The organism is Streptomyces sp. H27-C3 (assembly GCF_030063415.1).
Classification (GTDB): Bacteria; Actinomycetota; Actinomycetes; order Streptomycetales; family Streptomycetaceae; genus Streptomyces.
Genome location: NZ_JASITA010000096.1, coordinates 1 through 3907, shown reverse-complemented (window position 1 = coordinate 3907; position 3907 = coordinate 1). Strand labels below are relative to the sequence as shown.

General features: G+C 67.0%; 6 protein-coding genes and 1 pseudogene. 6 read left to right on the top strand and 1 reads right to left on the bottom strand.

The genetic code is table 11. The features are described 5' to 3' along the window. From QMK30_RS38110 to QMK30_RS38095, 4 genes and pseudogenes are all read left to right on the top strand, one after another. Positions 1-133 (top strand): annotated as a pseudogene (locus QMK30_RS38110) (dienelactone hydrolase family protein); the annotation flags it as partial. Between the two features lie 556 nt (positions 134-689). Beyond that, positions 690-932: a hypothetical protein gene (locus QMK30_RS38105; RefSeq protein WP_283522912.1), complete on the top strand. Its 243-nt coding sequence runs from the start codon at positions 690-692 to the stop codon at positions 930-932. Between the two features lie 182 nt (positions 933-1114). Then, the gene (locus QMK30_RS38625) at positions 1115-1696 is read left to right on the top strand and encodes an ATP-binding protein (RefSeq protein WP_349362168.1); all 582 of its coding nucleotides are present in this window, start codon (positions 1115-1117) and stop codon (positions 1694-1696) included. 158 nt (positions 1697-1854) lie between these two features. After that, positions 1855-1998, top strand: a complete 144-nt coding sequence (locus QMK30_RS38095; protein ID WP_283522911.1) for a hypothetical protein — start codon at positions 1855-1857, stop codon at positions 1996-1998. A gap of 102 nt (positions 1999-2100) precedes the next feature. On the opposite strand, the gene QMK30_RS38090 is transcribed toward QMK30_RS38095, so the two are convergent. Beyond that, the gene (locus tag QMK30_RS38090; RefSeq protein WP_283522910.1) at positions 2101-2505 is read right to left on the bottom strand and encodes a MerR family transcriptional regulator; all 405 of its coding nucleotides are present in this window, start codon (positions 2503-2505) and stop codon (positions 2101-2103) included. A gap of 60 nt (positions 2506-2565) precedes the next feature. Here QMK30_RS38090 and QMK30_RS38085 point away from each other — a divergent pair, with 60 nt between their 5' ends. Then, positions 2566-2817 (top strand): NAD(P)-binding domain-containing protein, encoded by a 252-nt coding sequence (locus tag QMK30_RS38085; RefSeq protein ID WP_283522909.1) that lies wholly within the window; start codon positions 2566-2568, stop codon positions 2815-2817. After that, positions 2801-3655, top strand: a complete 855-nt coding sequence (locus QMK30_RS38080) for a nuclear transport factor 2 family protein (RefSeq protein WP_283522908.1) — start codon at positions 2801-2803, stop codon at positions 3653-3655. Before QMK30_RS38085 ends, QMK30_RS38080 begins: the two co-directional genes overlap by 17 nt. Positions 3656-3907 lie beyond the last annotated feature (252 nt).

Below are 3907 nucleotides of genomic sequence, written 5' to 3'. Positions count from 1 at the left end.
CTACCCCGGCACCGTCCACGGCTTCACCATGTCCGACACCGACGCCTTCGACCCCAACGCACTGCAGCGCCACTGGGACCGCCTGCTCCCCCTCCTCGACCGCACCCTGGCCAACAACGGACGCTCCGGCTGAAGAAGTCTTCCTGGGAGACGGGGGCCGGGCGGCCTGGCCGTAGCCGTCCCCTGGGCGGACCAGTCCGAACGCGTAGGTGAGAAAGACCAACTGGGCCTGTCCATAGGTGCCGAGCTCCGCCATGGGCACCCGCCTGCCTGCTTCATCGTTCTGAACCGCGGGGCAGAGGTCCTGGAGCGAGGTCTGTCACCCGAGTTGGTCGTGGATCCTCCTCCGCCGCACGGCGGAGGAGGGGTCCGCCGACGGACGCGTGACGGCGTTCTCGCGGCAGGCATGGATCACATGCTGAAAGTGAACGCGCAGCCTGATGTACCGCGTTGGGCGGCCCTCGCAGCCCGTGCCGTGCCGCTTGTCACCCTGCCGTCGGGGTTGTGGCGGGTCGCCCTGGTGGCCGGGCTCCCGGTGGCCGGCGAATCCGGCCGGACCGGTTGGGGGGCGCTGTACGTCGTGTCGCTGACCGTGGCTTCCGAGGCCCTTGCTCTGTTGACGCTCGGCCTGGTGCTGCCGTGGGGCGAGATCGTGCCGCGTTTGGGTACCGCTGATCGGTGGTCGCCGGGTGCGGCCTCTCGCGGCGGTGATCCCGGCGCTGATGGGCGCGGCCGCGCTGTTCGGTCTGTGCGGTTGGGTCGCGTACGCCCAGATCTCGAACCTGGCGGAGGGCGGTATCACGGAAACGCCGGCCCAGCAGTCGCTGCTGGTGCTCTGCTATGCCCCGCTGCTGGCCTGGGCTCCGCTGCTGATGGTGTCGGCGATCGCGTACTACCGGCGCCGGACTGCCGTATGCCCCGCACGGGCATGAGAGCTTCGACGTCAGAGAGCGCGATCATGGGGGGGGGGGGAGTGGTGACGAGTGATCACTGAGGCACTGACCGCGCCGTGACAGACGTTCAGTTTCGAGTGACTAAGAGCAGCCGAGGTGGGTACTCGTGTAAATTTTCCTGATTCTGAATAGCGGGGCCGAGTGGGGGCAGGTGCCCAACCATGAACGGGGATATGGATCTTGGCAGTGCTCAGGTTCGGCGAGTCGGCGGCGGCGCGGTGGTGGAGAGGCCGGCGGGCGCTGTGCCGCTCGCCGGTGCTGTGCCGGATGATCGGGACGCCCGGGACGGCGCGAGTGAGGGTGCTGGGGATGCGGCGCAGGCAGACAGACGTGCATGGGCGGGTGCGGCGTATGACGGGACCCCGGGAGCGATTGGGGACGCCCGGCGGTTCGTCGTCGGCTTCTTGGCTCAACTGACGGAGCAGCGCAGAGGGGAGATCTCGGCACGGGTGGCCGGTGCTGCCCAGTTGGTCGTCAGCGAACTGGTGACCAATGCGTGCAAATACGCACCCGGGCCGTGCGTGGTCAATGTGGAGCTCGACGGGCGGGCTCTGGAGATCACGGTGTGGGACAGCGATCCGGCTCTGCCGGTGACCCGGGCAGCGAACCCAGGCCGGGTCGGCGGGCATGGCCTGGAGATTGTCAGGGCGTTGTGCGAGAGCTTCGAAGTGCTGTGCGAGCCTATCGGGAAGCAGGTCAAGGCCCGGATCCTCGTGCGGCCCGCCGACGGGCTGGTGGCCTGATCCGGGCTGCTTGCGGTCGCCGACAGGCACCGCACGGTACAGATCTCCGCAATCTCTGCGGGGTCTGCGCCCTCATCGGTACATCACCGGCCTCCACCCGGCCCTGCCGGCCTCGATGCGTGTTGCCGCCACCGGTGTGCGCGCTACGGAGAGGCCGGGTGGAGGCCGGTGATGTCCACGAGTGGCGCGTCCTGGCCCGGCCGTACGTACCCGCGCGGGTGGGCACGGCGGAGGGGCCTTACGGGGTCCTGATCGACCGGGTGCTCAGCGAGCCGTACCCGAGAAGCGTCGCTGTCAACTAGGAGCTCCAGTTCGAGTAGGTCGGCGCAGATGCCCTCGCCGGGCGTGCGCCAGAGGCCCCGGTCTCTTCGCCTCGGGCGCTTGTCGAGGCGCCGTTCAGGCTCTCAGGAGCCTGGCTGCAGCGCGCCGACTTCGTCCCAGGGCCGGTCGCTCGTCGCTTGGTTCTTGGTCCGGTCCATGTAGTCGCGCAGCGCCTCGCGGGAGTGTGCGAGCGTCTCGATCTGGGCGTCCAAGCGCTGCCGGCGTGTCCGCATCAGCGTCAGCATCTCTGGGCAGTCGACGAAGTCGGGGGCTTCGCCGAGCACGCAGGGCAGCAGGGAGGCGATGTCCTGGGTCGACAGGCCCGCGCCCAGAAGGTTTCTGATCTGCCGCACCTTCACCACGGCGTCGGAGGCGTACTCGCGATATCCGTTCGTGCCTCGCGCCGGTTCCAACAGGCCCTGCGCTTCGTAGTAACGCAACTGGTGGGTATTGACGCCGGTACGGCGACTCAGCTCGCCAATGTGCATGCAGACTCCTGACCCAACGCGCTTGACCCTCACACCGGTATGAACGTTCACCATCGTGCCATGGACAACGGCACCACCTCTCAAGCGGCTCCCATCACGGTCCTCGGACTCGGTCTGATGGGGCGGGCGTTGGCCGGCGCATTCCTGCGAGCCGGGCATCCGACCACGGTGTGGAACCGTACGCAGGCAAAGGCTGACCGACTGGTGGCCGAGAGTACGCAACTCGCGCCGACAGTCGCAGAAGCGCTCCGGGCCCGACCGCTCACCAGCGTCTGCGTCACGGACTATCAGGCCAATGCACGACCTGCTTGATCCCATCGGCACAAAACTGCGCGGCCAGACACTGGTCAATCTGACCTCGGGCACATCGGCCCAGGCAAGGGAAGCCGGCGAATGGGCACAGCAGCGAGATGCCCACTACCTCGCTGGCACCATCATGGCCATCCCGTCGGCGATAGGCGCCGACGCGGCGGTCCTCCTGCACAGCGGTCCGCGGTCGGACTCCGAATCTCACCGGACAACGCTCGACGCCCTCGGCACCGTCACCCATCTAGGTGCTGATCATGGTCTGGCGTCGCTGTACGACGCCGTCGGCCTCGGCATCATGTGGAGCGTCCTGAACGGGTTCAGCCATGCCAACGGTGCTGATCATGGCGGACCAGTTGGTGGCCCAAGGAGTGCCACCCGGTCCAGGCCTCTACGGTCTCTACAATTCGCCGAGCTATCACCACCGCCTCACGGCGAGCCGAGCGGTGGACGAACTCAGCAAGGAGCACACATTCCTATGAGCAACGACAATGCCGACACCAGCGCAGTCAGCCAACTATTGGCCGCGTACATCTCGGTCTGGAACGAGCGGGACCAGCAAGCCCGCCGCGCGATCCTTGCCGACGTATGCACTGCGGACGCCGTGTATGTGGATCCCACCATCACGGCTGAAGGCCGAACGGCCATCGACGCCTACGTCGAAGGGTGGCAGAAGCAGTCGCCAGGCATGGTGTTCAGATTTGGCGAGGTGCGTAGCCATCACGACCTCGCACACTTCCGCTGGAGCTTTGGTCGGTCGATTGGATCGCCAGAGGCTAGCGGCTGGGACGCCGTGGTCCTGGCGCACGGCCACATCAGCAGGGTCTACGGATTCTTCGACTAGGCTCGTCCCGTAACGGCTGACCGCAGGTGGAATGGTCTTGACCTTGGTCAGGCCATCGGACTGCTCGTGCTTCCATGCACTCGCCCAAGAGTTGATAGCGGGTCGCGGCTTCAGCGTCAGCGGGCCGGAAGATTTCAAGTCCAGTGAGACGGTCGTGACGCTATGAGGTTTGTGGTGCGGGTTCGCGGCGCTTGGCCGGGTCGTTGATCCAGGCAGTCTGGGGTATCTCGGGTGGTCGGGGGCGGCGGCCGA

Bases quoted from the DNA above. Each gene is read 5' to 3' on its own strand.
- QMK30_RS38090 (WP_283522910.1), bottom strand. From the start codon at position 2,505: ATGCACATTGGCGAGCTGAGTCGCCGTACCGGCGTCAATACCCACCAG.
- QMK30_RS38625 (WP_349362168.1), top strand. From the start codon at position 1,115: ATGAACGGGGATATGGATCTTGGCAGTGCTCAGGTTCGGCGAGTCGGC.
- QMK30_RS38085 (WP_283522909.1), top strand. From the start codon at position 2,566: ATGGACAACGGCACCACCTCTCAAGCGGCTCCCATCACGGTCCTCGGA.
- QMK30_RS38080 (WP_283522908.1), top strand. From the start codon at position 2,801: ATGCACGACCTGCTTGATCCCATCGGCACAAAACTGCGCGGCCAGACA.